We start from the raw sequence: 23,913 nt of genomic DNA on the forward strand, positions 1-23,913 counted from the left end.
TCAGCCGGTCTTCAGCAGGCGATTGCACTCGGCGACCGCACCGTCCAGCGCCGCCTCGGGCGACTGCTTGCCCTGCACGGCCCGGGCGACCGCATTGCGCAGCACGGTCTTCATCTGGTCGCTCAGCAGCACCGGGGTGTAATTCACCGCGGTCTTCAGCGACTTGGCCGAGGCCACCCGCACCCGGGTCGCATCGGTGCCGTCCTCCTTGGTGAAGTACGGATCGTCCAGCGAGCCCTTGGTGCTCGGGAAGATCGTGACCTTCCTGGCGAACGCCATCTGGTTCTTCTTGTCGGTGACGAAGTGCGCGAAGGCCACCGCCGCCGGCTTCACCTTGCTCTGCGCGTTCACCATCAGGCCCTGGACGTACATATTGGCCTTACCGGTGTTGTTGACCGCGTCGGTGATGCCGATGTGCCGGTACAGGCTCGGCGCGTCCTTCTTGAAGTTCTGCAGATCGAGCGCGCTGCCCGGGTTCATGGCGACGGACTGCTGCTCGAACTTCCGCCCCGCCGACTCGGCCTGTGCGGTCAGCGCCTGGGAGTCCAGCGCCCCGGCCGCGTACAACTCCTGGTAATGCCGAAGCAGTTCGACGCCCTTGGGTTCGTTGAAGGTGAACTCGGTGCCCCGGGCGTTCATCAGCCGTACGCCGTACCGGCCGAAGTCCTCGATCGACGGTGTGCCGGCGAGCATCGCTATCTTCCGGCCGCTCTTCTTCGCCATCGCCACCGCGTCCGTGAAGAGCCGGTCATAGGTGGCCGGCGGTTTGTCCGGGTCCAGTCCGGCCTTCCTGAAGAGCTCTTTGTTGTAGAACATCGGCCCGGTGTTCAGATACCAGGGAAAGGCGTAGACGCCCGGCAGGCCCGGCATCTCATGGCTCTTCCAGGCCCCGTCGAGATATTCTCCGCGGTATTTCCCGGCGGCCTTTTCCAGGTCGAGTGCGAGCCCGGCCTTCGCCAGCGGATAGGCGAGATCCGGTGATACGTTCACCACGTCGGGCAGGGTGCCGCCGGCCGCGTCCGCACTCAGCTTCTCCGGATATCCCTCGGCCGGCTGGTCGATCCACTTCACCCGGGCATCCGGATACTTCCTCTCGAAGTCCTTGATGAGCCCCTCGAAGTAATCCTTGAAATTCGCCTTGAGGTTCCAGGTCTGGAAGGTGACCTGGCCCTCGACCTTCCCCGAGGCGTCGTCCCCGGCTCCGCCGCCGGCACCACAGGCGGTCAGCGTGAGCGCCGATACGGCCAGCGCCACGGCCGCGGCACCGGCTCGGCGGGGAACGGTAACTCTGCGCATGGCTGGCGGCTCCTCTGCTCGGACCGGACCGCACGAAATGCCGCGCACCGGCCCCGGGAGAGAGAGCGTTCCAGGCCGTTTCGGCGGGTATTCCGCAGGACCTCGGGCGACAACGCGGCAGACGCTACTAATGCGCTTTAGTGAGTGTCAATACCCGTGCTGCGGGCGGGACTTCAAAAGGCGCGACGAGGGATTGGGCGCACGTTTGACACACCGTCCCCCGCTGATCAGACTGAGCCGGACCCATGCCGCACTAATGCGGTTCAGCACGAGGAGAGCCCGCCATGACAGCGCCCGGTGAGGCCGCCCGCCGCAGGCCGGCGCGCCGGCCCACGATCAAGGACATCGCCCGCCGGGCCGGGGTCTCGGAGAGCGCCGTCTCCTTCGCGCTCAACGACCGGCCGGGCGTCTCCGACGACACCCGCGCCCGGGTCCGCCGGGTCGCCGAGGAACTCGGCTGGCAGGCCAACAGCGCCGCCCGCGCCCTCTCCGGCGAACGCGCCGGCGCCCTCGGGCTCGTCCTCGCCCGCCCCGCCCGCACCCTGGGCGTCGAATCCTTCTTCCTGCAGCTCGTCTCCGGCATCCAGGAAGTGCTCTCGGCCCGGAAGATCGCCCTGCTCTTCCAGGTCGTCGAGGACCTCGACACCGAGTGCGCGCTCTACCGCCGCTGGTGGGCCGAACGCCGGGTGGACGGCGTCCTCGTCGTCGACCCCCGCACCGAGGACCCCCGCCCGGAACTCCTCGCCACGCTCGGCCTGCCCGCCGTCGCCATCGGCGGCCCGGCCGGCCCCGCACCGGCGGACCAGGAGCAGGACGCCGCGCGGCCACCGCTGCTTCCCACGGTCTGGGCCGACGACGCCCGGGCCATGGCCCGCGTCCTGGATCACCTCCACGGCCTCGGCCACCGCCGGATCGTGCACGTCGCGGGCCTGCCCGACCTCGCCCACACCGCCCGCCGGATCCGCTCGCTGCGCACCGAGGCGGCGCTCCGCGGCCTCACCGAGCGGCAGGTCCGCTCGGTGACCACCGACTACTCCGACGCGGAAGGGGCCGAGGCCACCCGCCGCATCCTGGACGACGCCCGGCCGCCCACGGCGATCATCTACGACAACGACGTGATGGCGGTGGCCGGCGCCTCGGTGGCCGCCGAGCGCGGCATCCCCGTCCCCGCCGCGCTGTCCATCGTGGCCTGGGACGACTCGGCGCTCTGCCGGGTCACCCACCCCCGCCTGACCGCGCTGGTCCGCGACACCCCCGGCTTCGGCCGGCTCGCCGCCCACGAGCTCCTCACCGTCCTCGACGGCGGCCCGCCGCGCACCGTCCAGGGCGAACTCCCCCACCTGGAGGCCCGGGAGAGCACGGGCCCCTGCGGGTGAGGGGTGCCTCCCACGTACTTGGCCGTCCCGCCGCGGGGCTTGCTCGCCGTTGCGCTGTGCGGCGCCCCGCACGTACCCGTCTCTCCCGCCGGGGGGCGTCTCGCCGTTGCTCCCCCACTGCCTAAAGGGCGTGGGAGGTACCCCCAGCGGCGGGCGTTTGTTTGTCGGGTGCGGTGACAGCCCTCCAGACTTCGTCCTCCGGTCTGTCCCCTCCCGTTGGTGGGAGTTTTCGTGGGGGCGGGCGTGGTTCCGTTCACTGCCCGCACCTAGGACCACGTGCACCCCCACCGGCCTTTACTTTCCCACTCACGGGAGGGGCTGGACCGGAGGACGAAGTCTGGAGGGCCAGAACCGCACCCGACACCCACCCAGCCCGCCGCAGGCGCCACGGCGACCAGGCCCGACGGCGGGACAGACTGGTACGTGCGGGGCGCCGCAAAGCGCACAACGGCGAGCGAGCCCCGCGGCGGGACAGACAGGTACGTGGGAGGCGCCGCAAAGCGCAGCGCCCGGTACGTGCGGGGCGCCGCAAAGCGCGCAACGGCGAGACGCCCCGCGGCGGGACAGACTGGTACGTGGGAGGCGCCGCAAAGCGCAGCGCCCCGGGGCGCCGCAGACAGGTACGTGGGAAGTGCCGCAATGCGCAAACGGGAGGAGGTCCACCCATGGCCGACACGGGCGCCCCCGCCGCACCGCGGGCCCTGGTCACCGGCGCCACCGGCTATCTCGGCGGCCGCCTGGTACCCGAGCTGCTCGCCGCCGGATACACCGTCCGGGCGCTGGCCAGGACGCCCGGGAAACTGCGGGACCACCCCTGGGCCGGGGAGACGGAGATCGTCCGCGGCGACGTCACCGACGCCGGCTCGATGCGCCGTGCGCTGGCCGGCGTCGACATCGCGTACTACCTCGTGCACGCCCTCGGCACCGGCCGGCGGTTCGAGGAGACCGACCGGCGGGCCGCGCGGATCTTCGCCGACGAGGCCCGCGCCGCCGGCGTGCACCGCATCGTCTACCTCGGCGGACTCACCCCGCGCGGCATCCCCGAGCGGGACCTCTCACCCCACCTGCGCTCCCGGGCCGAGGTCGCCGGCATCCTGCTGGCCTCCGGCGTGCCCACCGCCGTGCTGCGCGCCGCGGTCATCATCGGCTCCGGTTCCGCCTCCTTCGAGATGCTGCGCTACCTCACCGAACGGCTGCCGCTCATGATCACGCCGAGCTGGGTGCGCACCCGCATCCAGCCCATCGCCGTCCGTGACGTGCTGAGGTACCTGGTCGGTTGTGCCCGGCTCCCCGCCGGCGTCAGCCGCACCTTCGACATCGGCGGCCCGGACGTCCTCACCTACCGCGACATGATGCAGCGTTACGCGCGCGCCGCCGGGCTGCCGGAACGGCTCATCCTGCCCGTCCCGGTGCTCACCCCCGGCCTGTCGAGCCTCTGGATCGGCCTGGTCACCCCCGTCCCGCCGGGCATCGCCCGGCCCCTGGCCGAGTCGCTGCGCCACGAGGTCGTCTGCCACGAACACGACATCGCCCGCTACGTCCCCGACCCGGACCCGCCGGGCCACCCGCTGCCCTTCGACGACGCGGTGGAGCTGGCGCTCCGCCGGGTGCGGGACGCCCAGGTCACCACCCGCTGGTCCGGCGCCGCCGTACCGGGCGCGCCCAGCGACCCGCTGCCCACCGACCCCGACTGGGCCGGCGGCAGCCTCTACACCGACCGTCGGGAGGTCACCGTCAACGCCCCGCCGGAGACGCTCTGGCAGGTCGTGGAGGGCATCGGAGGAGAACACGGCTGGTACTCCTTCCCGCTCGCCTGGGCGGTGCGCGGCTGGCTGGACCGGCTGGCCGGCGGGGTGGGGCTGCGCCGCGGCAGACGGGACGCCGGCCGCCTCCGGGTCGGCGACTCGCTCGACTTCTGGCGCGTCGAGGCGGCCGAGCCGGGGCGGCTGCTGCGACTGCGCGCCGAGATGCGGCTCCCCGGCCTCGCCTGGCTGGAGATGACGGTCACCCGCGACGCCGAGGGCCGCACCCGCTACGCCCAGCGGGCGCTGTTCCATCCGCACGGGCTGACCGGCCATGCGTACTGGTGGTGCGTCGCGCCCTTCCACGCCGTGGTGTTCGGCGGCATGGCCCGCAACATCGCGGCCGCCGCCGAGGCCGCGGCCGCCACCCGCCCGGCGTGAACTCCGCACCCCTGCACGCCGGTTCCGCGTACGCCTTGGCATGCTGACGGCATGACGAAACGGGTGGGACGGGCACGAGACGCGGCGGTCGTGGTGGGCGCCGGACCGAACGGGCTGGCCGCGGCGGTCACGCTGGCACAGGCCGGCCTGAAGGTGACGGTCTTCGAGGCGGCCGACGAGATCGGCGGCGGCGTCCGCAGCGGTGAGTTGTTCGCCCCCGGCCTGCTGTTCGACCACTGCTCCTCGACGCATGTGATGGGCGCCGGGTCGCCCTGGCTGCGCACGCTGGACGTCGCGGCGCACGGGCTGGAGTGGTGCTGGCCGGAGATCGACCTCGCCCATCCGGTCGACTCCGGTGGCGCGGGTGCGCTGTACCGGTCCCTGGCCCGGACGGCGGACGGGCTCGGCGTCGACGGTCCGGCATGGCGGCGGCTGTTCGGTCCGCCGGCCGCCGACGCCGAGGTGCTCACCGACGCCGTCATGAAGCCCCTCCTGCGGGTGCCCCGGCACCCGGTCCGGCTCGCCCGCTTCGGGCTGCGGGCCCTGCAGCCCGCCACCGCGCTCGCCGGCCGCTTCCGCACGGAGGAGGCGCGCGGCCTCTACGGCGGGGTGGCGGCGCATCTCTTCGGACCGCTGAACGGGCCCGCCGCCGCATCCGTCGGACTCATGATCATCGCGGCCGGCCACCGGTTCGGCTGGCCGGTCGCGAAGGGCGGCTCGGCGGCCATCGCCCGCGCGCTGGCCGGCCTCCTCACCGCCGCCGGCGGCCGGATCGAGACCGGCGTGACGATCCGCTCCCTGAGCCAACTGCCGCCCGCGGCAACGGTGTTGCTCGACCTGGCGCCGGCCGCCGCGGCATCCGTGATCGGCGACCGGCTGCCGCCCCGGGTACGCCGGGCCTACACCCGCTACCGGCACGGCCCCGGCGCCTTCAAGCTCGACCTGGCGGTCGAGGGCGGGGTGCCCTGGCGCGCCGACGCCTGCCGGCGGGCCGGCACCGTCCACCTCGGCGGCAGCTTCGCGCAGATCGCGGACGCCGAGCGGCAGATCCACCGCGGGCGGATGCCCGAGCGCCCGTTCCTCCTGGTCTCCCAGCAGTACCTCGCCGACCCCGGCCGCTCCGCCGGCGACGTCCACCCGGTCTCCGCGTACGCCCATGTGCCGCACGGCTACCGCGGCGACGCCACCGCCGCGATGCTCGCGCAGTTCGAGCGGTTCGCCCCCGGCACCCGGGAGCGGATCGTCGGCCTCACCGCCACCTCGACCGCCGATCTGGAGCGCGGCAACGCCAACTTCGTGGGCGGCGACATCATCGGCGGTGCCAACACTCCGCTGAACCTGACGATGCGTCCGCGGATCGCGCTCGACCCGTACGCGACGGGTGTGCCCGGCGTGTACCTCTGCTCGGCGGCGACCCCGCCGGGCGCCGGCGCCCACGGGATGTGCGGCCACAACGCGGCGCGCTCGGCGCTGCGGGCGCTGGGCATGCGCTGACGGCGGCCCCCGGGCGGGCTGCCGGGGACCGCCGTCGGCCGCCGCGCGGTCAGCGGTGGGTGACCACGCCGGCCGCCATCCGGCCGCAGTTGGAGCCCGAGACGCTGACGCTCACCGTCTCGATCGCGCCGCCCCAGTCCACGCACCGGCCCTTTGCCGGGAGATACACCGGACCGGCGTAGCTGGTGTATTGCCCGCTGTCGTAAACCCATTCGGAACTGCCGTCGGTGGCCGTGAGGTACGTGTAGACGTACACCGGCTTTCCGGGCTTGTTCCGCACGGTCACGACACAGTTCTTTCCGGTCTTCGCGCTGTACGTCAGGTACACGGTCCCCTTTCCGGTGACCGGTACGGAATTCACCACACGGTAGCCGCTGCCGCAGGCCCCGTTGTACGCGGCGGCGGTCGGTGCGGCGGTTGCGGTGGTCGCCGTGGCCATCGTGGCGAGTCCTGCCACGGCGAGTACGGCGGATCCTGCGATGGCACGTGAACGCTTCATGGGAATGCCCCCGTCGGGTGGGTGCGTCGCGTGGTCATTTCGCAGTGTTGGACCCGGAGCGGTACGTAAAGGTTGTAGCGTCGCGGGAATTGCCCGTTGTTCGAATTGAGTGGTCGATGCCGGGTGCCGGTGGGGCGGTGTGCCGGTGCGCGCCCGGCAGGGCGCCGGACGGCGAGCGGCCGGTCCCCGGCGCCCCGAGATCGGGCGCCGGGGACCGGCCGGGAGCAGAGCGGTGGGTGGGCCGCCGGTCAGTCGTCCTCGTCGTCGCCGTACGCGAGGACCTTCAGCCGGCTGTAGCTGCCGTTGAAGCGGTTGCGGTCGCCGACCGGGTGGCCGGAGGAGGTGTGCTGCCAGATGCTGTGGTACTGCCAGCCGCCCGGCAGCGTGCCGACGGACGAGCCGTAGCGCGGGATCCACAGCGGATGGCTCCGGCCGAACTTCCCGGAGTTGCCGGTGCACCGCTTCCACCAGTTCGTGGACGTGTAGATGACCGGGTCGCGCCCGGCCTCCTCCCGGTAGGTGCGCACGAAGTCGTGGATCCAGCTGACCATCCCCTTGGCGCTCTTGCCGTAGCAGGTCGCGCCGTAGGGGTTGTACTCCATGTCGAGCGCGCCGGGCAGCGTCCTGCCGTCCTGGGACCAGTCGCCGCCGTGGTTGACGAAGTAGCGCGCCTGGGTGGCACCGCTGGAGTGGTCGGGAAGCGCGAAGTGGTAGGCGCCGTGGATCATTCCGGACTTGTACGAGCCCCGGTACTGCTGGGTGAAGTACGGGTTGGTGTAGTTGATCCCCTCGGTGGCCTTGACGTACGCGAAGCGCACCCCCGACCTGCGCAGCGACCACCAGCCGACCTTGTGATTGTGGCTGGAGACGTCGACCCCGGCCACCCCCCTCCTGCCGTACGACGCCCGCGGCTCGATGCCGCCGGCCCGGTCGACGCCCTCGTGGAGCGCGATGGTGGAGCCCATCCAGTCCGCGTCGGGATGGGCGGGTCTCTTCGCGGCATCGGTCGCCGTGGCCGATCCGGGCAGTGCGACGGGCAGAGCGAGCACGGAGAGGAGAGAAACGAGCGTTCCGGCCGTGGCGACTTTACGGCGGGCCGGACCGGATCTGCGCAAGGGCATCGCATGCCTCCGAGGCCTTCGGTTGAGTCAGGTACGGCAGGATTTGAGCAGAATTCTGCCGATAAGAGACTTATACGCAGAACTGCCTGACTCTATGGCGCAACAGGCCGTCAGTCCGCCGACCGGCCCCGCATCTCACCCGTCCGGCGGGCAGGGCCGGTCACCCCCGGCCGTCCGGGCCGGTCCCCGGACGGACAGAGCGGGCCCCGGCTGTGCCGGGGCCCGCTCCGCGCGCAGCGGCGAACGCGCCATTCCGCCGCTTCGCAAGCTGCTCCTCATGGCGAGCCGGTCGGGCCCGCGTTTGTGATCCGTCTCTCCCGTGACCCGGTGGTCCGGTGAAGCCGGCGTGATCGCCGGCGACGGCTGCTCGCCGTCGGCTCAGTAGGCCGAGTTGACGTTGTCGATCGAGCCGTAGCGGTCGGCCGCGTAGTTGGCGGCGGCGGTGATGTTGGCCACCGGGTCGGTCAGCTTGTTGGCCGTGCCGGAGACGTGGTAGCGGTCGAAGGTGGGCTGGATCACCTGGAGCAGGCCCTTGGACGGGATGCCGTTGATGGCGTTGATGTCCCAGTCGTTGACGGCGTTGGGGTTGCCGCTGGACTCGCGCATGATGTTGCGGTGCAGGCCCTCGTAGCTGCCCGGGATGCCCTTGGCGTGCATGATGTCGAGCGCCTCGCGGATCCAGCCGTCGAGGTTGTTCGGGTAGGCCTTCACGGCCTTGCGCTCGGCGGAGCGGTTGGCGGCCTGCTGGGCGGTGTGCTGCTTGGCGACGGCGGTCACCTTGATGTGGTCGGCGACCGAGGCGGTCACCGGGCGGCCGGTCCGGGCGTCGTCGGCCTTCTTGGCCGGCAGGCCGTTGGCGCTGACGGGCTTGACCGCGGCCGGAGCGTGCTCAGACGCAGCCTGTGCGGTGTCCGGGGCGGAGGTGAGCGCCAGACCCGAGGTGGCACCCGCGGCGGCCAGAACGGCCACGGCGACCTTGTGGGTACGGGTGATGCGGGTCATACGGACAGCGCGGGGCAGGGTGAAGCTGGGCATGCAGAGTGACCTCTTCCAGGTACGGGATCGGGGAGCGGCCTGTGGCGGCGCGTTGCGTACCGGAGGTCTTTGCCGCGTTCGCCGTTGGGGCGTTCACCGCGACTCGCTCTCGGCGCGTCGGAATCCATGTTTAGCGACGGTCCGGAATCGAGGCAATGGTGCTCTGTACTACCCATCTTCGTGAGAAAACCCGGCTCTCTGAAGTAATGAGCGTTTCCCACCGCGTTGACCTGGAAAAGCGGCGGATTCCCTCGACTAGGCATGGTCGTAAGTGACGTACATCGCGTGCCGCGGGTCACCTGGAAGCGGCCGGAAAGCCCGCGTTATCGGGGTGCTTAAGTTGCCTGGCTCACACCGCAATTACCGCCGGGCCGCACCGTTTCATGCGCCGCCCGCGGCCGATTCATCCGCCCGGCTGCCCGTTGTGGGCCAGCGGGATTCGATAAATGTGGTGCAGGGCACTGCTGCTGAGCCCAAAAGAGCGGCATTTGTGCGCCAATTCACGTACGACGGACCGCGGTGTATTTCCGCCCCGTGCGCCCCGCGGCACCGCGCGGGCTCGGCCGTTGGGGACGCCCCCGCTACGGCAATACGGCGGTGCTGCTGGTCCGTTCGCAGCAGCGCCCCGGACTGTCGCACGACGGCGGGGCCCCGGCTCCTTGACAGTGTCACGCACACAGTCGTCACTCACCGTAGGGGTGTGCTCATGTTCCGTCGTATCGCCGTTGTTGCCACCGGCCTTCTCGTGACCGGCGTCCTCGCCGCGGGGTCCGCGGCCGCGGCGCCCGTCGACGACCACCATCACCTCTCTCCCAGGGAAGAGGCGGGACTTCGCTTCGCCGGCGACGTGCTCGACGCGCTGTTCGGTGGCGGCCCGGCCCGGCACGGCCGCTACTGACGGCCGGTCCGGAGGCCGGAAAACGGCAGTGGCCCCACCCGCGCGATGCGGGCAGGGCCACTGGACGTGGAGGTGCTACTGGCGGCTCAGTAGGCCGAGTTGACGTTGTCGATCGAGCCGTAGCGGTGCGCCGCGTAGTTGGCGGCGGCGGTGATGTTGGCCACCGGGTCGACCAGGTTGTCGGCCGTGCCGGAGACGTGGTAGCGGTCGAAGGTGGGCTGGATCACCTGGAGCAGGCCCTTGGACGGGATGCCGTTGATGGCGTTGATGTCCCAGTCGTTGACGGCGTTGGGGTTGCCGCTGGACTCGCGCATGATGTTGCGGTGCAGGCCCTCGTAGGAGCCCGGTATGCCCTTGGCGTGCATGATGTCGAGCGACTGGCGGATCCAGCCGTCGAGGTTGTTCGCGTAGCGCTTGGGGGCGGCCTTCGGCTTGGCCTTGGGGGTGGCCTTCGGTGCCTGGGCCATCGTCCTGCGCTCGACGGAACGGCTGGCGGCGGCCTTGGCCGTGTGCCCCTGCTTCTCGACGGCGGTGACCTTCAGGCCGTCGGCGACGGTCGACGCCACGACCCGGTCCTTCTTGCCGTCGTCGGCGCGGTCCTTGGCGGTCAGCGGCATTCCGTCGGCGCTGACCGGCTTGACCGCGGCCGGTGCGTGCGCGGACGGCGTCGCGGCATCGCTCGGCGCGGCGGTGAACGCCAGCGCGGCGGCGCAGCTCGCGGTGGCCACCAGCGCCGCGGAAGCCTTGTGGGCGCGGGTGATGCGGACGTTGCGGGCGGCGCGGGGCAGGGCGAAGCGGGACATGCGGATGTGACCTCTTCCAGGGCTTGGTGGCGGGGGAGGCGGCCTTCGGTTGGCGCGTGAGGACCGAGGGTCGTTGCCGCGCTCGCCGCTCCGGCGGAGTTCGCAGACGTTCTCGGTGCTACCCGGAACATGGTTAGCGCCCGCCCTGGAGGGTGGCAAAGAGGTGTTGTACTACCTCTCTTCGTGACTTGAGGAGAGATGTCCGATATAAATTCCGGATTTCCCCCGAATTGCAGGCGTCACTTCCCCTGCGCCGGTCGACTAGGAAGGGCCGTACGTGACGTACGTCGCGTGCCCGGCATCACCCGGAACCGCCCCCGCGCCCCGCTCGGGACCCCCGCCGGAGTTACCCCGCTCACACCCGCGGCCCGGCCCGCAGACCCCCGCACAAGGGCCCACAGATCCCCGCGCAAAAGGCCCGCAGCCCCGCGCGAGACAAAAAAGCGCCCCCTGCGAAGTCCGCAGGGGGCGCTTTCCCGTATCGCCGGGGACAAACCCGCGGGGAACCTCGGGCGCCCGGTCAACCGGGGTTATCCCACCGCGACGGAAGGAAGCTCCGGCGAAGCGGGACAACGGGCCGGTGGCGGCGCCGGGCGGGGCACCGGGGCGAGCGCGGGGGCGCATTCCAGCGGTCCGTCGGTGAAGAACCGGGCCGCCAACTCCGCGACGTCCTTGGCCCGTTCGAGCACCACCCAGTGATCCGTGTCGGGGACGGTCAGGAAACGGCTGCCCGGAATCCGCGCGGCGAAGGCCCGCTGCCGCTCCGCCGACGTCACCGTGTCGTGCTCACCGCTGAAGACCAGCGTGCGGACCCCGGCCGGTACCTCGGAGAAGTCCGGGCGGTCGGTGAGTGCGCGACCCAGCGCATCCGCCGCATGGGGCGAGTGCCGCACCGCGTGCAGCACCGACCGCCGGACGTACCGCCGTGCCGGCGCCCGCCGGGTGACGTACCGGTCCTCGTCGAGGCACATCAGGGCCTCGGTGACCACCGTCGCGAAGGTGCCGGCGTCACCCCGCGCGAGGTGGCCGGCGGCCCGCCGCCACAGCGCCAGCTGCCCGCCGCTCAGGTGCGCGGGAACGCCGCCGAGGGCCAGCCGCGCGATCCGCCCGGGCACCCGCCGGGCGCACCCGTGGGCGAGGCCCGCGCCGTAGGAGAAGCCGAAGAGGTTGATCCGCGGCACCTCCAGGTCGTCGATGATCCGCTCCAGGGCGGCGCACAGCAGACCGTGGGCCGGCCCCGGCGGCAGCGGATCGGCGCTGCCCATCCCGGGCAGATCGGCGGTCACCAGGTCCGCCACCGGGCCCAGCCGGTCCTCCATCTGCGGCCAGCCGAACATGCCCTGCAGCGCCCCGCCCAGCACCACCACGGGCTCGGTGACCGGCGCCGCGGCGCGCAGCCGCCGGTAGGCGAAGCCCACTCCGTCCACCGACAGTGACCGGACCGTCTCGGCGTGCATGGCCGCCGCCTAGCGGGTCAGCACGAGGGCGGCGTTGTGCCCGCCGAAGCCGAGCGACGTCTTGACCGCACAGTCGAAGGACGCCCGCCGCGGCTGCTGCCGCACGATCTCCAGCGGCAGCTGCGGATCGGGCACGTCGAGGTTCGCGGTCGGCGGCACCAGCTGCTCCTCCAGCGCCAGCACGGTGAGCGCGGTCTCGATGCCGCCGGCCGCGCCCAGCGTGTGGCCGGTCATCGCCTTCGTGGACGTGACCAGCGGATGGTCGCCGATCACCCGCCGCAGCATGGTGGCCTCGATCAGGTCGTTGACCACCGTCGATGTGCCGTGCGCATTGACGTGTCCGACGTCACCGGGCCGCACCCCCGCGTCGGCCATCGCGGTGCGCAGCGCCTGCTCGATGCCGTTGCCGTCGGGATCCGGGGCGACCGCGGCATAGGCGTCGCTGGAGGCCCCGTAACCGCTGACGTGCGCACGGACCGGCGCCCGGCGGGCCGCCGCGTGCTCGGGCCGCTCCAGTACGAGCAGACCGGCGCCCTCGCCGACCACGAAACCGTCCCGGGCGGCATCGAACGGCCGGCAGGCCGCGGCCGGGTCCTCCCGCCGGGTGGAGACCGCCTTCATGCGGCAGGCGCTGGCGATCAGCAGCCGGGAGATCGGCGACTCGGCGCCGCCGGCGATGGCGATGTCGCAGGCCCCGGTGCGCAGCAGCTGATGGGCGGTGCCCAGGGCGACGGTCCCGGAGGAGCAGGCCGTCGCCACGCCCAGGCTGGGGCCGCGCACCCCGAGGTCCATGCAGACGCTGCTGGCGGCGCCGTTGACGACGGTCAGCGGGGCGAGCTTGGGGGAGACCCGGCGGGCGCCGCGCTCGGCCATCGCCGCGCTCTGCTGGTCGTAGTAGGGCAGGCCGCCGTGTGCGGAGCCGATGACCACCGCGACCCGGGAGCCGTCCCAGGTCTCCGGGTCCAGGCGGGCGTCCGTGATCGCCTCGCGGGCCGCGATCACTGCGAGCTGCGAGAAGCGGTCCATCAGCCGCTGGGCCGCCACGCCGAGCTGCTCGGTGGTGTCCAGGTCGGCGGTGTACATGAAGTCACAGGGCAGATCGGCGAGTTCGGGGTGCGGATGCACCCCGCCGGGCCGGGTGTCCTGGGTGACCGAGTGCCAGGTGGCCTTCGCGGTGGCGCCCGCCGCGGTCACCATGCCCAGCCCCGTCACCGCCGCGGAGAACGGCTGCCGGCGGGCCGTCACGCCGTGACCGGAAATCGCTGGACGGGACATTCCTGGGCCGGCGGGGCGTGGACAACTTCTGCCGCATTCACGAGGCGTTCCTCCGCTTGTTGGCGTGCCGCCCACCGCGTCATGGACGGGTCTCGCCGGTGGCCCGGCGGTTTGGCCACTCTTTATACGCCTTCGTCCTGTTGAGCCCCCAACCCTGGTAACTCAATGGGGTGATGGGGGAGCCGGAAGGCCGGGCACGCCGGCCGGCCGGCCGCGGCGCGCGGGGGCCTCAGGACGCGTCGAGTGCGCCGGTCACCCGCCCCAACAGGCCCCGCAGGGTGCGCAGTTCCTCGACGGTCAGCCCGGTGGCGGCCAGTATCCGGCGGGGGACCGGCAGGGCCGCCGCGCGCAGCTCGTCGCCGGCCGGGGTCAGGTGGACGGTGACCGACCGTTCGTCCTCGGTGCTGCGCTCGCGGTGCACCAGACCGGCCGTCTCCAGGCGCTTGAGCAGCGGGGAGAGGGTGCCGGAGTCCAGCCGGAGCCGCTCGCCGATGGCCTTGACCGGCTGTGCGCCGTGCTCCCACAGGACCAGCATGACCAGGTACTGGGGGTAGGTGAGGCCGAGGTCCTTCAGGGCGTCCCGGTAGACGCCGCCGAACGCCCGGGAGGCGGCGTGCAGGGAGAAGCAGACCTGGTGGTCGAGGCGGAGCAGTTCGGCGTCCGGCGGAAGCGTGGTCATGGCTCCAGGTTAGCCGGGCAGGCATTTAGGTTGTGCGCAATCTAGTTGCGCACAACTTAAATCTCTGCGACAGTGGGACCCGTCGGGCGGCCGGGAAGCGGCCGCCCCGCACGTGAAGGGACACACGATGGACGCGCTGTACACCGCCGCCGCCACCGCCAACGGCCGCGAGGGCCGGGCCGTCAGCTCCGACGGCACGATCGACCTCGCCCTGGCCCTGCCGCCCGAGCTCGGCGGCAACGGCGCCGGCACCAACCCGGAGCAGCTCTTCGCCGCCGGCTACGCGGCCTGCTTCGCCAGCGCGATGAGCAACGTCGCCCGCCGCATGAAGCTCGACACCAAGGACGTGTCGGTCACCGCCGAGGTCTCCCTCGGCAAGGACGGCGAGGGCTTCGGCCTCGGCGTCGTCATGCGGGTGGAGCTGCCGGACACCCTGGCGGGCGAGACCGGACGCCGGCTGGTCGAGGCCACCCACGAGTTCTGCCCCTACTCCAAGGCCACCCGCGGCAACATCCCGGTCGAGCTGGTCATCGAGTAGACACCCGGCGAGCGGCGCACCCCGCCGCCCCGTCCGGCCGGACCCCGTCCGGATACGCGGCGCCGTTCCCGGCGACCTCGCTCCTCGGCGCCGCGTACTCCCTGGCCGGCGCCGGTCATTTGACGGCCCCGGCGGTCAGCCCGGCGACCAGAAAGCGCTGCAACAGCAGGAATCCGGCCACCACCGGCACGCTGACCACCAGCGACGCGGCCATGACCTGGTTCCAGTACACGTCGTTCTGCGTGGCGTAACCCTGCAGCCCGACCGACAGCGTGCGGGTGGTGTCATTCGTCATCACCGAGGCGAACAGCAGCTCGCCCCACGCCGTCATGAACGCGTACACCGCGACCGCCACGATCCCCGGCAGCGCGGCCGGCACCACCACCCGCAGCAGCGCCCCCAGCGCCCCGCAGCCGTCCACGTACGCCGCCTCGTCCAGCTCCCGCGGCACCGACGCGAAGTACCCGGTCAGCATCCAGATCGAGAACGGCAGCGAGAACGTCAGATACGTCAGGACCAGACCGCCCCGGGAACCGTAGAGCGCCACACCGGTGGCGTTCCCGATGTTGACGTAGAGCAGGAACAACGGCAGCAGGAAGAGGATGCCCGGAAACATCTGCGTGGACAGCACCGTCACCGTGAACGCCCGCCGGCCGCGGAACCGGTACCGGCTGACCGCGTACGCCGCGAACACCGCGATCACCACCGAACAGACCGTCGCCGACCCCGCCACGATCAGCGAATTCACGAAGTAGTGCGCCAGCGGCACGGTCCGCCAGATGTCGAGGTACGGCCGGACGGTCAGCCCGCTCGGCAGCCACCGGAACCCGCCCGAGACGTCCCGCAGCGGCTTCAGCGAGCTGCTCAGCATGACGTACACCGGCAGCAGCACGAAGCCGGTCAGCGCGGTCAGGAAGATCCGGCGCGCCCAGCGGAACGACCGCGGCGGCGCGGTGGGCGAGACCCCGCGCCGGGCCCGGGGGCGTCCGCGGACCGGCGGGCGCGGCGCACGGACGGCCGGGCGGCGCGTGCGGGCGGCGGTGTCAGCCATCGGCGTGCTTCCTTCCGCGGGACGTCACCAGCAGGTAGCCGGCCGTCACCACCAGCAGGAACAGCAGCAACAGCACCGACATCGCCGAACCGGTGCCGAAGTTCCAGGTGGCGAACGACGACTGGTAGATGTGGACGGACAGCAGATCGGCGGACCCCGGAGCGGCCTTCCCGAACAGCACGTACGGCGTGTTGAAGTCGTTGAACGTCCACAGGAACAGCACCAGCACCAGCACCTGGTTGACCGGCCGCAGCGACGGCAGCGTGATCCGCCACAGCTGCCGCAGCATCCCCGCCCCGTCCAGCGCCGCCGCCTCGTACAGGTCCTTCGGAATGCCCTGCAACCCGGCCATCACCACCAGGAACGCGAACGGCCAGGTCTTCCACACGGCCACCACCAGCAGCGCCACGAAGCTGTTGTCGCCCAGCAGCCAGAACGGCCGGCCGCCGGTGAGGTGCAACTGGTCGTGCAGCACATGATCGACCAGCCCACCGTCCCGCTGGAACATGAACGCCCAGGTGATCACCGCGGCATAGACCGGCAGCGCGTACGGGACCAGGAACACCGCCCGCAGCAGACCCCGGCCGCGGAAGTTCTCCTGAAGGAAGACCGCCGCCGCGGTACCGAGCAGCCAGCACAGCCCGACCGCCAGCACGCTGAACACACAGGTCACCCAGAACGAGTGCAGCAACGCGGCACCCACCGGAGCGTCCACGTCCACGACCAGCCGGTAGTTGCCCAGCCCCTTCCAGGGCGCCGCACCCCAGTTGCCGAGGAACAACGGGGTCAGCTCCCGGAAACTCATCACGACGCCGATCACCATCGGCACGAGATGGACCAGCACCTCCACGACCAGCGCGGGCAGCAACAGCACATACGGCAGGCCGGCACGGCGCAGCCGGGCGAAACGCACCACAGCGGGCCCGCTCACTTCGCCATCTGCTGCTCGGCCTCGGCCAGCCGGGCCCGCACCGACGCCGTGGTCACCGGATGCCCGGCCGCCGCCTCGGCGAACAGGTCCTTGATCGCCGTGCCCACCGACGTCTCGAACTGCGCCTCATCGGGGATCTGCGGCAGCGGCGCGGCGCTCCTGGTGAGCGTCTCCCGCAGCACCCTGGTGTCCTGCCGGCCGAACGCCGGGTCCCGCTGGGCGGCCTTGACCGGCGGGATCGAACCGTACGCCTTGTTCAGCAGCCGCTGCTCGGCGTCGCCCGTCAGGAACCTCACGAACTTCCGGGCGCCGTCGAGGTTGTGGGTGTTCCTGAAGACCGCGACGTTGATGCCGGCGAGCATCGAGTTGATCCGCCGGCCGGCTCCCGGGCGGCCGGACGGCACCGGCACCGGCACGACGCCCCAGTCCGACGGCTTCATCCCGTCCGCCGCGAACGTCGTCGCCGCGGCCTGCCACAGCACCATCGCGGTCCGGCCGGTCGCGAAGTCCCGCAACGACTGGTTCTGGCCGTACTCGGCGTTCCCCGGCGCGATGATCTTGTCCTTGGCCATGAAATCGACGTACTGCTCGACCGCCGCGACCGCACCGTCCGAGGTGAACGCCGGCCTGCCGGCCGCGTCGAAGAAGTCCGCACCGTGCTGCTTGCCGAGCACGAACGCCTGGTGGACGTTGTTGGCCAGCTGCCCGCCCTCGGCCCCCAGCCCCCACCTGCCGCCCTTCGACGCCTTCCGGACCCTCTTGCCCGCCGCGACCAACTCGTCCCAGGTCGCCGGGGGTTTGCTGATCCCGGCATCCTTGAACACCCGCTTGTTGTAGTAGAGCGCGTACGTCAGCGAATACAGCGGCACCGCGGCCGGGTCCTTGCCCGCCGCCCCCGTCGCGGCCAACGCCGGTGCCGCGAACCGGTCCCGTCCGCCGATCGCCGCGAAGTTCTCCTCGTCCCACGGCAGCAGCGCGCCGGTGGCCTGCAACGACGCCGACCAGGTGTTGCCGATGTTGAGCACGTCCGGGCCCTGGCCCGACGTGGTGGCCGCCAGGACCCGGTTCAGCAGATCGGGCCAGGCAATGACCTCCAGCTTCACCTTGATCCCCGTCCGCCGCTCGAACTTCTTCACCTCAGGACCCAGGATCTTCCTGTCCGCCTCGACGTTCGGCCCCTGATTGGACGCCCAGTACGTCAACGTCCTGGGGGAATCGTTACTGCCCCCGCCCACTGGGCTCGTACCGCCACCGCAGCCCGAGGCCGCCGCGGCGAGCGCGGCGACGAGGGCGGAGACGGTCGCGACCCGGAGTATGCGCATGACGGATACGCCTCTCTCTGAGGAGTCCGAGGGCCGGCCATGTTCAGGTCCTGAACGGCCTCAAGGCTTGACTTCCGGTGTGAGTTAAAGCCTGAGAGGCGGAGGCGTCAAGGGAGTGCACGGCGGGCGGGGGCGGACCGGCTGCCCCCAATGCGCCTCCGGCGGAGGTGAGTTGAGGGCGGGTGCCGCGTGGCAGGCCCTACGACGACCGGCCGGTGGGCTCCTGCACCGCCTCCACCGGAGCCGGCGGAACGCCCACGCTCCCGTGGGACGACGGACCGAACCGCGGTCCCCGTACGAACAGCAGGGCCACCGCACACGCCACCGGCCCCGCCCCGCAGCTCAGCCCGAACGCGGTCCGGTACCCGTACGCCTCGGCCAGCGGACCGGCCACCACCGCCGCCACGCACTGCCCGACGATCAGCCCGGACCCCAACAGGGCCATCGCCTCGCCCATCCGCGCGGCCGGCGCGATGCGCTCACCGAGCCCGAACACCGCGATCAGATGCGGCGCCACCGCCACCCCGATCCCCGCGATCACCAGCGACGCCCCGACGAACCCGGCCACCGCCAGCAGCGGCAACACCAGCAGCGTCTGCGCCACGATCGCCCACCGCAGCCGGACCGTCAGATCCCGCTTCACCGGCAACGCCGTCGTGACCAGCCCGGCCAGCGCACTGGTCACCGCCATCCCGCCCCACACGAACCCGGCCGTGCCCGCATCGCCCAGTTCCTTGCTCAGCGCGCTGACACCGGCGTTCGCGCCGCCCCAGATCACCCCCTGCCCCAGCGCCATCACCCACAGCACGATCAGCCCGGACGACACCAGCGGCACCCCGGCGGCCGCCACCCGTCCGGTCCGCACCGGTCCCGGAGCCGTCGGATGCACCGCGAACAGCACCCCGCACACGGCACCGAGCACGGCAGCCAGCAGAAGGCCCGCCGCGGGGTGGAACAGGACCACGACGGTGGCCGCCAGCGCCGGCCCCACCATGAAGCTGATCTCGTCGATCGTCGTATCCAGGGACAGCGCACGCCCGGTCAACTCCTTCCCGTCGGGGCCTGCCGGACGGGACGAGGTGAGCTTGTGGCTGTCAGGGCCCTCCGCAGGGGCCGAGGCGAGCTCATGGGCCGGGGCGAGCTCCTGACCGTCGGGGCCTTCCGCAGGCGCCGAGGCGAGCTCATGGGCCGAGGTGGGCTCCCTATGGGCCGAGGTGGGCTCCCGCCGTCCGGGATCCTCCGCACGGGACGCGGTCAGCACGCTCCACCGCGTCCGGGACAGCGGCCCCACCTGCGGCATCGTCGCCCCGGTCAGTCCCGCCAGCCCGGCCTGCACCGCCGCCGGCAGACTGGCGAGCACGGCCCCCACCAGCGCCACGATCACGCCCGCGTTGACGAGCGAGGCCACCAGGATCACCGGCCGGTGCCCCCGCCGGTCGGCCAGCCGCCCGACCGGCGCCCCGCCCACCGCCTGCCCGAGCCACAGCATCCCCGCCACGACACCGGCCCGGCCGATTCCGTCCACCTCGGTGAGCAGCAACAGCGTGCCGATCGGACACAGCGCGGCCGGCAACCGCGCCAGGAACGAGAGCACCGGCAGGCCCACCCCGGCGATCCCCACCACCGCCCGCACCCCGGCCCACGCTGATCTGGAGCGCGTGGCCGTCACGCCGTCCCCGCCCGCGCCACGTCGAACCGTGCCGGCCCCGCACCCCCTGCCCATCTCTCCCCCGTCTTCCCCCGTCCGCAGACCGCCCTCAGTAGACCGGAGGCCGACCATCCGGAACTATCCGCACGTCCTCCGAAACCACGCCCGGGAAAGCGGCGCGGGTGTGGAGGAACGCCCAAGTAGCAGGGGGAGAGGTGACTTCCGTTGCCTCAGGCGTTATCGGCCGCGTACACCCGCTGCCCCCCGACGAACGTCTGCAGAACCCGGGTCGCGGCGATCTCCTCCGGCGGTCCGTCGAACGGGTCCCGGTCCAGGACGACCAGGTCGGCCAGCTTGCCCGGCTGGATGCTGCCGGTCTCGTCGAGGTGGTTGGCGTAGGCACTGCCCGCGGTGTAGGCGGCCAGCGCCGACCCCAGGTCGAGCCGCTGCTCGGGCAGGAAGGCCGGCACCGAGGGCGACGCCTCCGGGATGCGGCGGTTGACCGCGACGTGCAGGGCGGCGAGCGGATCGGGCGAGCTGACCGGCCAGTCGCTGCCCGCCGCGAGCGTGGCCCCCGACCGCAGCAGATCGCCGAACGGGTACTGCCAGGACGCCCGTTGCGCCCCCAGGAACGGAATCGTCAGCTCGTCCATCTGCGGCTCGTGCGCCGCCCACAGCGCCTGGATGTTCGCCGTCGCCCCGAGCCGGCGGAAACGCGGCACGTCATCGGGGTGGACGACCTGGAGATGCGCGAGATGCGGCCGGGTGTCGCGCCACCCGTTCGTCCGCCGGGCCGCCTCGACCGCATCGAGCGCCTCCCGCACGGCCCGGTCGCCCAGGGCATGGAAGTGCACCTGGAACCCTTCCGCATCCAGCAGCGTGACGTACGTCCGCAGCTCCTCGGGGTCGATGAACGAGATCCCGCTGTTGTCGGAGGCACAGCCGCACGCGGTGAGGTAGGGGCCGAGCATGGCCGCCGTGTGGTTCTCCGCGATCCCGTCCTGCATGATCTTCACGCTCGTCGCCCGCAACCGCCCACCCGTCAACTCCTCCCGCTTGGCGAGGAGTTCGGGAATCTGCTCGGCTCCCCGTGCCCGGTCCCACCACAGCGCCCCGGTCACCCGCGCGGTCAGCCGGCCCTCGCTCCGGGCGGCCAGATACGCGGGGACGGCGTCGGCGATGCCCGGGGCGCGGCCCAGCATCGCGTCCTGCCAGGCGGTCACGCCGTAACTGTGCAGCAGACGCTGCGCCCTCAGCAGTCCGGCGGTCCGCTCGGCGACCGTCGGCTCCGGGATCAGGTCCGCCACCAGCCGCATCGCCCCCTCCTGCAGCATGCCGGACGGATGGCCGTCGGCCTCCCGCTCGATACGCCCGTCGGACGGGTCCGGCGTACCGGCGGTGACCCCGGCGCGTTCCAGGGCACGGGAGTTGGCCCAGCCACCGTGGTGATCGCGGTTGACGAGGAATACCGGCCGGTCCGGTACGAGGGCGTCCAGGAACTGGCGGGTGGGCATCCCGCCCGGGAAAGCCTCCAGGGACCAGCCACCGCCGATGATCCACGGCGCCTGAGGGTGCGCGGCCGCGTACGAGCCGATCAGCTCCCGGTACGCGTCCGCGGTCTCCGCAGCGCTCAGATCGCACTGCGCCAACTCCATTCCGCCGCCCACCGGATGCACATGCGCGTCCTGGAACCCGGGGATCAGCAGCTTGCCGTGGAGGTCGACGACCTCCGTTCCCGGCCCGATCAACTCCCGTACGTCCGCATCGTGCCCGACGGCGACGATCCGCTCCCCGCGCACGGCCACCGCCCCGGCCCGGCTGCGCGCGGCGTCAACGGTGTGCACGGGACCGGAGAGGAAGACGAGGTCGGCGGGGGAGGGGGATGCGGTGGTGGGGGAGGCAGCGGTGGTCGGGGATGCGGTGGTGGTGGGGGAGGTGGGGGCAGGAGTGCGGGGGGCCATCTTGCGGGTGCTCCAGGGGTGTTGGGTGGGGTGATGCTGGTGATTGTGGTCGTGGTCGTGCCGGTCGCCGGTGGTCGTGCCGGTTGCTGATGGGGGCTTACGGCTTGCGGCCTACGGCCTACGGCTTGCTGGTTTCCGGTGGTGGTTTGCTGATCATTGTTGCCGCTGCGGTCGTCAGCCGTCCGAAGGCGAGGGCAAGGGGGGAGGCGGCGAGGCCAGGGCGATGGCCCCGCCCCCGTCCCCGTCCATCGGCAAGGTGAGCGCATCCGCGTCGGTCCCCTGCCCGGTACGGAAGTACGGTGCCTGTCGTACCCACTTGGCCCAGGCCGCGGCCGCCAGTCCCAGCAGGATGAAGAGGGCCGGCAGGGCCAGCATGAACCAGCCGTTGTCCGGGCTCATCGCGAAGTGGTCACTCATCGTCGCGTAGTCCCAGACGAGGTAGCCGCCGAGCCCGAACAGCACCAGCGCGCTCGCCGCGGGCACGACCACGTCCCGCAGCGCGCGGACCGCACCCTGGCGCAGGCTGTCGCGGAAGCGCACCGCGCAGGCGAGTGCGGTGAGCCCGTAGTAGAGGGCCACCGTGAGACCGATCGAGTTCACCGCGGTGAGGATCATGTCGTTGAGCTGGGGGATGCCGACGGCGAGGACGGCGATCAGCGCGGCGATCGCCATGATGACCAGCGTGCCGACGGCCGGGGAGCCGTAGCGCGGGTGCAGCCGCTGCCACACCGGGCCGAGCGTCCGGTCGCGCGCCATCGCCAGCGCACCGCGGGCGGTGGGGATGACGCTCGACTGCAGGGAGGCGAAGGCGGAACACATCAGCGCCGCCAACGGCAGCGAGGCCCAGGGCTCGGGGGCCAGTTTGCCGCCGAGGAAGGTGAGCGCCTGCGGTCCGTTGCGGACGAGTTCGCCGGTGCTCATCACCCGTTGGAAGGCGACCGCGCCGACGAGGAACAGGCCCGCCATCACCACCAGGGCGATCAACCCGCCACGGGCCGCGTCCGAGGCGCTGCGGGTCTCCTCATTGACGCTGAACGCCGCGTCCCAGCCCCAGTAGATGAACACCGCGAGCACCATCCCCTGCGCCAGCGCCTGGGGTGAGCCGATGTCGAACGGGTTCAGCCAGGACAGCGAGAACGGCTGGTCCCCGACGACCAGGGCATAGCCGCAGAAGACCAGCAGCACCGCGTACTCGAAGACCAGCAGCCACCACTGCAGCCGGGTCGCGGCACGTACGCCCGTGATGGCGGTCACGGTGACGGCGACCAGCGCGACGAGTCCCACGGCGGTACTGATGCCGGTCGAGCCCGGATCCAGCCGCAGTCCCCACACGCTGTGCAGACCCGCCTTGTTGAGGAACTGCAGCACCACGGACCCGGTCACCGCGCCCGTGTACGCCATGAACACCACATTGCCGACCAGCACCACCCACCCGGTGAGGAACCCGGGCCAGGGGCCGATCGTCCGGCCGACCCAGGTGTAGCCGCTGCCGCAGTTCGGCTCGGTGCGGTTGAGTCGGGCGTAGGAGAGCGCGATGCCGAGGATGGGCAGACACGCCAGCAGCAACAGCGCGGGCGTCTGCCGCCCCGCGCACGCGGCCAACGAGCCCATCCCGATGCCGATGCTGGTGGTGGCCGCGGTACTGGACGCGGCGATCGCCACCCCGTCCTTCACCCCCAGCGCGCGGCGCATGCCCACGCGGTTCTCGGGTTCCTGTGGCATTGCGGAGGACATGGCATCGACTCCTTGGAGGGGGAGGGACGAGGCGGTGAGGTGAGGGGTGGGGCGGGGTGGGGCGCGTACGGGAGGGGGAAGGGGAGGGGCTGCGCCCGAAGGGAGCTACGAGGTGGCTATGAGGCGACTGGCGACTTGAGGCGGCAGTGGAGCTATGAGGCGACAGTGGGGCAGCAGTGAAGCGGCAGGGAGGGGGCAATGGGCGTCAATGAGGCGGCTCTGCCGGTACGGGTCGCCGGTAGCGGGCCGCGAGGGCGCTGATGTCCGCCGATGAAACAGCCCCCGCCAGCTTGTGTCAACGGTGTTGACGTAACCTGGGTGAGGGGGCTGGTGATTAACTGGGCCCCGCCTCGCCCCCGAGCGAGGCAGGGCGGCCTCCTGTTGGGGCCTCCTGTTAGGGCTTCCTGCTGCGGCCCAACTGCGGGGCCCGACAAGGACCTGGACAAGGTCAAGGACCTGTACAAGGCCAGGGCATTGGGCAAGGGGCAAGGAGTTGGACGAGGCGCCGGACACGTGGACCTGGGTAGGAGCAAGGAGCTCGCCGGGCTATGGGGTTGAGAATGCGCCGGTAGGGCAGGCATCGGGCGGTGGCGGGCCGGGCGAGATCCGGCC

At 71.9% G+C, this 23,913-nt stretch carries 19 protein-coding genes; 5 read left to right on the forward strand and 14 right to left on the reverse strand.

The window, feature by feature from the left end; all coding sequences use genetic code 11:
* Positions 1–1,296, reverse strand: a complete 1,296-nt coding sequence (locus ACZ7MX_RS19660; protein ID WP_472133752.1) for an ABC transporter substrate-binding protein — start codon at positions 1,294–1,296, stop codon at positions 1–3.
* 284 nt (positions 1,297–1,580) lie between these two features.
* On the opposite strand from ACZ7MX_RS19660, the gene ACZ7MX_RS19665 reads away from it, so the two are divergent.
* From ACZ7MX_RS19665 to ACZ7MX_RS19675, 3 genes are all read left to right on the forward strand, one after another.
* Positions 1,581–2,672 carry a LacI family DNA-binding transcriptional regulator gene (locus ACZ7MX_RS19665; protein ID WP_472133754.1) on the forward strand — a complete coding sequence of 364 codons (1,092 nt, stop codon included), beginning with the start codon at positions 1,581–1,583 and terminating at the stop codon, positions 2,670–2,672.
* Between the two features lie 665 nt (positions 2,673–3,337).
* The gene (locus ACZ7MX_RS19670; RefSeq protein WP_472133756.1) at positions 3,338–4,855 is read left to right on the forward strand and encodes an SDR family oxidoreductase; all 1,518 of its coding nucleotides are present in this window, start codon (positions 3,338–3,340) and stop codon (positions 4,853–4,855) included.
* A gap of 51 nt (positions 4,856–4,906) precedes the next feature.
* A complete protein-coding gene (locus tag ACZ7MX_RS19675) occupies positions 4,907–6,349 on the forward strand; it encodes a phytoene desaturase family protein (protein ID WP_472133758.1) in 1,443 nt (480 codons plus the stop codon).
* A gap of 49 nt (positions 6,350–6,398) precedes the next feature.
* On the opposite strand, the gene ACZ7MX_RS19680 is transcribed toward ACZ7MX_RS19675, so the two are convergent.
* The 3 genes from ACZ7MX_RS19680 to ACZ7MX_RS19690 all read right to left on the reverse strand — a co-directional run bounded on the left by ACZ7MX_RS19680 (position 6,399) and on the right by ACZ7MX_RS19690 (position 9,004).
* Positions 6,399–6,848 (reverse strand): spore-associated protein A, encoded by a 450-nt coding sequence (locus ACZ7MX_RS19680; RefSeq protein WP_472133760.1) that lies wholly within the window; start codon positions 6,846–6,848, stop codon positions 6,399–6,401.
* Between the two features lie 248 nt (positions 6,849–7,096).
* Positions 7,097–7,969, reverse strand: coding sequence for a lysozyme (locus ACZ7MX_RS19685; RefSeq protein WP_472133762.1), 873 nt, complete (start codon positions 7,967–7,969; stop codon positions 7,097–7,099).
* Between the two features lie 378 nt (positions 7,970–8,347).
* The gene (locus tag ACZ7MX_RS19690; protein ID WP_472133764.1) at positions 8,348–9,004 is read right to left on the reverse strand and encodes a transglycosylase SLT domain-containing protein; all 657 of its coding nucleotides are present in this window, start codon (positions 9,002–9,004) and stop codon (positions 8,348–8,350) included.
* A gap of 706 nt (positions 9,005–9,710) precedes the next feature.
* Between ACZ7MX_RS19690 and ACZ7MX_RS19695 the strand changes: the two genes are divergently transcribed.
* Positions 9,711–9,902 carry a hypothetical protein gene (locus tag ACZ7MX_RS19695; RefSeq protein WP_472133766.1) on the forward strand — a complete coding sequence of 64 codons (192 nt, stop codon included), beginning with the start codon at positions 9,711–9,713 and terminating at the stop codon, positions 9,900–9,902.
* Positions 9,903–9,988: 86 nt separating this feature from the next.
* Here ACZ7MX_RS19695 and ACZ7MX_RS19700 read toward each other — a convergent pair whose 3' ends face one another.
* From ACZ7MX_RS19700 to ACZ7MX_RS19715, 4 genes are all read right to left on the reverse strand, one after another.
* The gene (locus ACZ7MX_RS19700; protein WP_472133768.1) at positions 9,989–10,705 is read right to left on the reverse strand and encodes a transglycosylase SLT domain-containing protein; all 717 of its coding nucleotides are present in this window, start codon (positions 10,703–10,705) and stop codon (positions 9,989–9,991) included.
* A 530-nt stretch (positions 10,706–11,235) separates the two neighbouring features.
* Positions 11,236–12,162, reverse strand: a complete 927-nt coding sequence (locus ACZ7MX_RS19705; RefSeq protein ID WP_472133770.1) for an alpha/beta fold hydrolase — start codon at positions 12,160–12,162, stop codon at positions 11,236–11,238.
* A 9-nt stretch (positions 12,163–12,171) separates the two neighbouring features.
* Positions 12,172–13,437 (reverse strand): beta-ketoacyl-[acyl-carrier-protein] synthase family protein, encoded by a 1,266-nt coding sequence (locus ACZ7MX_RS19710; protein ID WP_472133772.1) that lies wholly within the window; start codon positions 13,435–13,437, stop codon positions 12,172–12,174.
* Between the two features lie 229 nt (positions 13,438–13,666).
* On the reverse strand, positions 13,667–14,116 hold the full coding sequence (locus ACZ7MX_RS19715) for a MarR family winged helix-turn-helix transcriptional regulator (protein WP_472133774.1): 450 nt from the start codon (positions 14,114–14,116) through the stop codon (positions 13,667–13,669).
* A gap of 127 nt (positions 14,117–14,243) precedes the next feature.
* Here ACZ7MX_RS19715 and ACZ7MX_RS19720 point away from each other — a divergent pair, with 127 nt between their 5' ends.
* Complete coding sequence (locus ACZ7MX_RS19720) at positions 14,244–14,654, forward strand: organic hydroperoxide resistance protein (RefSeq protein ID WP_030416450.1); 411 nt, start codon at positions 14,244–14,246, stop codon at positions 14,652–14,654.
* Positions 14,655–14,769: 115 nt separating this feature from the next.
* Here ACZ7MX_RS19720 and ACZ7MX_RS19725 read toward each other — a convergent pair whose 3' ends face one another.
* The 6 genes from ACZ7MX_RS19725 to ACZ7MX_RS19750 all read right to left on the reverse strand — a co-directional run bounded on the left by ACZ7MX_RS19725 (position 14,770) and on the right by ACZ7MX_RS19750 (position 23,301).
* The gene (locus ACZ7MX_RS19725; RefSeq protein ID WP_472133776.1) at positions 14,770–15,705 is read right to left on the reverse strand and encodes a carbohydrate ABC transporter permease; all 936 of its coding nucleotides are present in this window, start codon (positions 15,703–15,705) and stop codon (positions 14,770–14,772) included.
* A complete protein-coding gene (locus tag ACZ7MX_RS19730) occupies positions 15,698–16,636 on the reverse strand; it encodes a carbohydrate ABC transporter permease (protein ID WP_472133778.1) in 939 nt (312 codons plus the stop codon). Before ACZ7MX_RS19730 ends, ACZ7MX_RS19725 begins: the two co-directional genes overlap by 8 nt.
* Positions 16,633–17,958, reverse strand: a complete 1,326-nt coding sequence (locus tag ACZ7MX_RS19735) for an ABC transporter substrate-binding protein (protein WP_472133780.1) — start codon at positions 17,956–17,958, stop codon at positions 16,633–16,635. Before ACZ7MX_RS19735 ends, ACZ7MX_RS19730 begins: the two co-directional genes overlap by 4 nt.
* A gap of 199 nt (positions 17,959–18,157) precedes the next feature.
* Positions 18,158–19,627 carry an MFS transporter gene (locus tag ACZ7MX_RS19740; protein WP_472133782.1) on the reverse strand — a complete coding sequence of 490 codons (1,470 nt, stop codon included), beginning with the start codon at positions 19,625–19,627 and terminating at the stop codon, positions 18,158–18,160.
* A gap of 209 nt (positions 19,628–19,836) precedes the next feature.
* The gene (locus ACZ7MX_RS19745; RefSeq protein ID WP_472133784.1) at positions 19,837–21,567 is read right to left on the reverse strand and encodes an amidohydrolase; all 1,731 of its coding nucleotides are present in this window, start codon (positions 21,565–21,567) and stop codon (positions 19,837–19,839) included.
* A gap of 174 nt (positions 21,568–21,741) precedes the next feature.
* Positions 21,742–23,301 carry an APC family permease gene (locus tag ACZ7MX_RS19750; RefSeq protein WP_472133786.1) on the reverse strand — a complete coding sequence of 520 codons (1,560 nt, stop codon included), beginning with the start codon at positions 23,299–23,301 and terminating at the stop codon, positions 21,742–21,744.
* Positions 23,302–23,913 lie beyond the last annotated feature (612 nt).

Source organism: Streptomyces sp. NPDC107765 (assembly GCF_055657085.1).

Excerpts from the sequence above, each read along its gene's own strand:
- ACZ7MX_RS19725 (WP_472133776.1), bottom strand. The coding sequence starts at position 15,705 with ATGGCTGACACCGCCGCCCGCACGCGCCGCCCGGCCGTCCGTGCGCCG.
- ACZ7MX_RS19720 (WP_030416450.1), top strand. The coding sequence starts at position 14,244 with ATGGACGCGCTGTACACCGCCGCCGCCACCGCCAACGGCCGCGAGGGC.
- ACZ7MX_RS19750 (WP_472133786.1), bottom strand. The coding sequence starts at position 23,301 with ATGTCCTCCGCAATGCCACAGGAACCCGAGAACCGCGTGGGCATGCGC.
- ACZ7MX_RS19695 (WP_472133766.1), top strand. The coding sequence starts at position 9,711 with ATGTTCCGTCGTATCGCCGTTGTTGCCACCGGCCTTCTCGTGACCGGC.
- ACZ7MX_RS19660 (WP_472133752.1), bottom strand. The coding sequence starts at position 1,296 with ATGCGCAGAGTTACCGTTCCCCGCCGAGCCGGTGCCGCGGCCGTGGCG.
- ACZ7MX_RS19675 (WP_472133758.1), top strand. The coding sequence starts at position 4,907 with ATGACGAAACGGGTGGGACGGGCACGAGACGCGGCGGTCGTGGTGGGC.
- ACZ7MX_RS19745 (WP_472133784.1), bottom strand. The coding sequence starts at position 21,567 with ATGGCCCCCCGCACTCCTGCCCCCACCTCCCCCACCACCACCGCATCC.
- ACZ7MX_RS19680 (WP_472133760.1), bottom strand. The coding sequence starts at position 6,848 with ATGAAGCGTTCACGTGCCATCGCAGGATCCGCCGTACTCGCCGTGGCA.
- ACZ7MX_RS19710 (WP_472133772.1), bottom strand. The coding sequence starts at position 13,437 with ATGTCCCGTCCAGCGATTTCCGGTCACGGCGTGACGGCCCGCCGGCAG.
- ACZ7MX_RS19700 (WP_472133768.1), bottom strand. The coding sequence starts at position 10,705 with ATGTCCCGCTTCGCCCTGCCCCGCGCCGCCCGCAACGTCCGCATCACC.
- ACZ7MX_RS19705 (WP_472133770.1), bottom strand. The coding sequence starts at position 12,162 with ATGCACGCCGAGACGGTCCGGTCACTGTCGGTGGACGGAGTGGGCTTC.
- ACZ7MX_RS19715 (WP_472133774.1), bottom strand. The coding sequence starts at position 14,116 with ATGACCACGCTTCCGCCGGACGCCGAACTGCTCCGCCTCGACCACCAG.
- ACZ7MX_RS19690 (WP_472133764.1), bottom strand. The coding sequence starts at position 9,004 with ATGCCCAGCTTCACCCTGCCCCGCGCTGTCCGTATGACCCGCATCACC.
- ACZ7MX_RS19735 (WP_472133780.1), bottom strand. The coding sequence starts at position 17,958 with ATGCGCATACTCCGGGTCGCGACCGTCTCCGCCCTCGTCGCCGCGCTC.
- ACZ7MX_RS19685 (WP_472133762.1), bottom strand. The coding sequence starts at position 7,969 with ATGCCCTTGCGCAGATCCGGTCCGGCCCGCCGTAAAGTCGCCACGGCC.
- ACZ7MX_RS19670 (WP_472133756.1), top strand. The coding sequence starts at position 3,338 with ATGGCCGACACGGGCGCCCCCGCCGCACCGCGGGCCCTGGTCACCGGC.
- ACZ7MX_RS19665 (WP_472133754.1), top strand. The coding sequence starts at position 1,581 with ATGACAGCGCCCGGTGAGGCCGCCCGCCGCAGGCCGGCGCGCCGGCCC.